Origin of the sequence: Sedimentitalea xiamensis, from assembly GCF_030164465.1 — a bacterium.
Lineage (GTDB): Bacteria > Pseudomonadota > Alphaproteobacteria > Rhodobacterales > Rhodobacteraceae > Sedimentitalea > Sedimentitalea xiamensis.
This window is the reverse complement of sequence record NZ_JASNJE010000067.1, coordinates 1-4,033: the sequence shown is the minus strand read 5'-3', so window position 1 is coordinate 4,033 and position 4,033 is coordinate 1. Positions and strand designations below refer to the sequence as shown.

Here is a 4,033-nt window from a genome sequence, read left to right as displayed (position 1 = left end):
ATCAAACGGTTCCGTCGTATCGCGCTGCGCTGCGAAAAGACAATCTCGTCCTTTCGGGCATTCGTTGCCCTTGCCTGTGCTATGACATGGCTCGCCTAATGCAGACGCCGCCTAGGGCGCGACCGCCTGCGCCACCGCGTCGACCACGCTGTCGACGGTGCGTTCCAGCAATGCCGCATCCTCGCATTCGGCCATGACGCGGATCAGCGGCTCGGTGCCAGACTTGCGGATCAAAAGCCGCCCCTTGCCGATGAGCGCAGTCTCCGCCTCGGCGATCGCGGCCTGCACCGGCGCCATGTCGAGAGGCGCCTGATCCACCCCGTAACGGACGTTCTTGAGCAGTTGCGGCACCGGGGCGAACTGCTGCGCCAGGGTGCTGGCCGGTTTACCGCTGTGCACCATCTCGGACAGGAAATGAAGCCCCGCCATCAGACCGTCGCCGGTCGTTGCGTAATCCGTCATCACGATATGTCCCGACTGTTCACCGCCCAGGTTGAACCCGCCGGAGCGCATGCGTTCCACCACATAGCGGTCGCCGACCCCGGTGCGTTCGAGGCGCAGGCCTTGCGCCTGCAAGTGGCGCTCCAACCCGAGATTGGACATCACCGTGGCCACCAGCGCGCCGCCGGTCAGCCGGTCGTCGCTGGCCCATCGGGTCGCCAGCAGCGCCATCAGCTGATCGCCGTTCGCCACCGCGCCCGTCTCGTCGATCATCACCACACGGTCCGCATCGCCATCCAGGCAGATGCCGACATGCGCGTTATGGGCGATCACCGTTTCGGCCGCGATGCGGGGCTTCGTCGATCCGCAATCCCTGTTGATATTGAAACCGTCGGGGGCAACCCCCACCGGAATCACGTCGGCCCCGAGTTCCCAAAGGATTTCCGGCGCGGCGCGATAGGCCGCGCCATTGGCGCAATCGATCACAACCTTGAGCCCGTCCAGCCGCAAATCGCGCGGCAGCGAGGATTTCACCCGCTCGCCATAACGGAAGCGGGCGTCGTCGATCCGCTTGGCGCGGCCGATGTCGGCGGCGTCGGCCGGGGCGACCCCGGCATGGATCAGTGACTCGATCTCGGCTTCCATCTGGTCGGACAGCTTGAACCCATCGGGGCCGAAGAACTTGATCCCGTTGTCTTCCGCCGGATTGTGACTGGCCGAGATCATCACGCCGAGGTCGGCGCGCATCGACCTTGTCATCAAACCGACCGCCGGGGTCGGCACCGGGCCGAGCAACAGCACGTTCATCCCGGTGCTCGTCAGGCCAGCGGTCAGGGCGTTTTCGAACATGTAACCCGAAAGCCGGGTATCCTTGCCGATCACCACCCGGTGCACGCCGCCCGCGTCGCGGCGGAAATAGCGCCCGACCGCCGCGCCGATGCACAGCGCCATGTCGGCGGTCATCGGATGGACGTTGGCCCTGCCCCGCACGCCGTCGGTTCCAAAGAGTTCACGCATGTGTCACCTCTGCCTGACTGCATTCCAAAGCCGAACCGCCTGAACGGTTTCGGCGACGTCATGGACCCGCAGCACTTGCACGCCCTGCGCCAACGCGGCAAGCCCGACGGCGATGGAACCGGGAAACCGGGTCTCGGGGTCCGGAGCCTGGCCGATCCGCCCGATGAAGCCCTTGCGCGACACCCCGAGCAGGATCGCACAGCCGATACCGTGAAAAAGCGACAGATTTTCAAGAAGCGCCAGGTTGTGCGCCTGTGTCTTGCCAAAACCGATGCCCGGATCGATCAGGATCTGTCCTCGCGGCATTCCGAAGTCCACCAGCGCGTTCACCCGGGTTTCAAGAAAATCATAGACGTCCAGCCGAACGTCGTCATAGCGCGGATCGTCCTGCATGGTCGCCGGGTCGCCCCGCGCGTGCATGATGCAGACCGGCGCGGACCGCTCGGCGCAAAGCGGGGCGAGATCCGCGTCAAAGGTGAAACCGGACACATCGTTGACGAGCGTCGCCCCGGCGTCGAGCGCGGCGCGCGCGACCGCGTGCTTGCGCGTGTCGATGGAAATGGCGGCCTTCGTGGTGCCTTGCAAACCGGCGATGACCGGCGCGGTGCGGCGGATTTCTTCATCATCGGGCACCGGCTCCGCGCCGGGCCGTGTCGACTCTCCGCCGATGTCGATGATCGCCGCCCCGGCTGAAACCATCGCAAGTCCGGCATTCAGGGCACTGTCGAACGCCGCATGTTTGCCACCATCGGAAAAACTGTCCGGGGTGACGTTGAGGATGCCCATGACCTGCGGATGCGTCATGCCCAGCCCCGCGACAGGCGCCCGCGGGGCACTCAGCCGGTCGCGCCAGACATCCGGGATGTCCACCGCGGACACGACGCGGGACGGTTCGGAACGGCTGATCCGTTCGGCATGGGTGAACCAGAGCGGCCCGCCGGCAAGAGCAAAGGCATGCGCGGGGCGCGCCGCGCCCTGCTGCACCAGCGGTCGGTAGTAGCCGGTCACAGGATCGCCTGCTCCACCGGCACGGCCCGCAGGGGCACGCTTGCGCCATCCGGCAACTCTGCCCCGATCACCATCATTTCCCCCGCCTGGAACGTCGCCGCGAACCAGGCCGCCAGCGCGACGGCATCGGACGGGGCCGCGGAAGGGCCGTCGACGGCATCGAGCACGATCTTGGAGGGCGCCCAGACACAGATCTGGCCGTTCTTCATCGCCCAGTCCAGCTCCGTCCGGGTCGCCACGACCTTGCAGCGCAAATCGCGGGCGGCCAGCCGCCAGGCATTCTGTTCGATGGCGAGAAGATCGATCCGTCTTTGGGTCATCCGGTGCCCGGTCTGCGGCCGCGGCAGATCGTGAGCACCGACACACAGCACCAGCGGGCGCTTGCGCGCCAGCATCTGGTCGATCCAGCCGGCTAGGTTCGCCGACTCAATCGCCGCATTGGAAAGGTAGACAAGGCGGGGATGCGGGCGGTCCTCGGGAAGTTGCTCCTGCGACGCCACCTGGTCGCGCCCGCGCACGATTTCCACCCCCAGCGCGCCGGGTCCGCGGTCGAGTTTTTCCACCCGCACGAAGGCACGGATGGCCTGCGGTTCCAGCAGGATCCGCTCGGCGATGCGAACGGCAAGGGTTTCCAGCAGGTTCAGACGTTCCGCCGCGAGTTCGTGGGCAATAGCTTCGGTCACACGGTCATAGGACAGGATCCGGTCCACATCGTCATCAATCGGGCCGGTCAGAGGGCGCACCTCGACCACGACGTTGAAACAGACGCGCTGCGTGGTCCCGCGTTCGGCCTGGAACGCGCCGATCTCAACCTCGACAATGTGATCCCGCAGGGAAATGCGGTCCAGCGGGCCTTTCTCGGCGGTCGCCTTGGCACGTTCGGACGGATGCGCGAAGGCAAGTCGGATTTCGGTCGTCATGTGGCCGGGCCTTTGTCTGTATCAGTATGCCCGGCTTACAGGATCGGGCCGGGCATTAACAGACCCGACGCGTCACGCTGAACCCCTGAACCACGTCATCGTCCCGGCCACGGCGCGGCCAAGCAGGTGGCAGCGCAACATCCAGCCGCCAGGATTGTCGGCGCCAGCCCGCACATCGCCCCAACCTGGATCGTCAGATCGTGAAAACTGTCGAAATCCTTCGCGATCCCGACGGTTTCCGGGTCAAGCCGCATATCGTCGATTGCAAGCGGATCACCGGCCCTGCCACTATGGCCTCAGACCGGCATTGCGGAAAAAGGAGTCCGGGGCCAGTTGCTGCACGCCCTCCCGTGCGGTCAGCACCGGCCCCGGCTCGGCCAACGTGACGCGCGGCATCAGTGCGAACGCAGCTGTCGAGGCCAGCATGTCGCGCCGTGTCAGGGTCAAACCAGGTCTCCTCCCCGACCTGGATAAGGCCGGCGCCCTGCCCCGTCACCCGTAATAGCGACACGCGTATGTCATCTTGTTCTAGGCGGCGTCTGCATTTAAGGGATTCCCAAATCGCCTCCGGTTTGATTCGAGATCGAAAACGGGAGGCGATCTTGGGCCGGCGGACATTGACGGACAGGCAGTGGGCGATCATCGCG

Annotated in this window: 5 protein-coding genes and 1 pseudogene; 1 reads left to right on the top strand and 5 read right to left on the bottom strand. The window is 65.7% G+C overall.

Features of this window, described 5'->3' with window-relative positions:
* Positions 1-99: pseudogene (locus QO034_RS22985) on the top strand (IS5-like element IS711 family transposase); the annotation flags it as partial.
* Between the two features lie 12 nt (positions 100-111).
* Here the strand turns inward: QO034_RS22985 and glmM are convergent.
* From glmM to QO034_RS22965, 5 genes are all read right to left on the bottom strand, one after another.
* Complete coding sequence (gene glmM / locus QO034_RS22980) at positions 112-1,458, bottom strand: phosphoglucosamine mutase (protein ID WP_284487834.1); 1,347 nt, start codon at positions 1,456-1,458, stop codon at positions 112-114.
* Between the two features lie 3 nt (positions 1,459-1,461).
* Complete coding sequence (gene folP, locus QO034_RS22975) at positions 1,462-2,466, bottom strand: dihydropteroate synthase (RefSeq protein ID WP_284487833.1); 1,005 nt, start codon at positions 2,464-2,466, stop codon at positions 1,462-1,464.
* Positions 2,463-3,386, bottom strand: a complete 924-nt coding sequence (locus QO034_RS22970) for a dihydroneopterin aldolase (RefSeq protein WP_284487832.1) — start codon at positions 3,384-3,386, stop codon at positions 2,463-2,465. Before QO034_RS22970 ends, folP begins: the two co-directional genes overlap by 4 nt.
* 72 nt (positions 3,387-3,458) lie before the next feature.
* The gene (locus QO034_RS23435; RefSeq protein WP_407696809.1) at positions 3,459-3,560 is read right to left on the bottom strand and encodes a multicopper oxidase domain-containing protein; all 102 of its coding nucleotides are present in this window, start codon (positions 3,558-3,560) and stop codon (positions 3,459-3,461) included.
* Between the two features lie 114 nt (positions 3,561-3,674).
* Positions 3,675-3,833 carry a hypothetical protein gene (locus tag QO034_RS22965; protein WP_284487831.1) on the bottom strand — a complete coding sequence of 53 codons (159 nt, stop codon included), beginning with the start codon at positions 3,831-3,833 and terminating at the stop codon, positions 3,675-3,677.
* Positions 3,834-4,033: the final 200 nt, after the last annotated feature.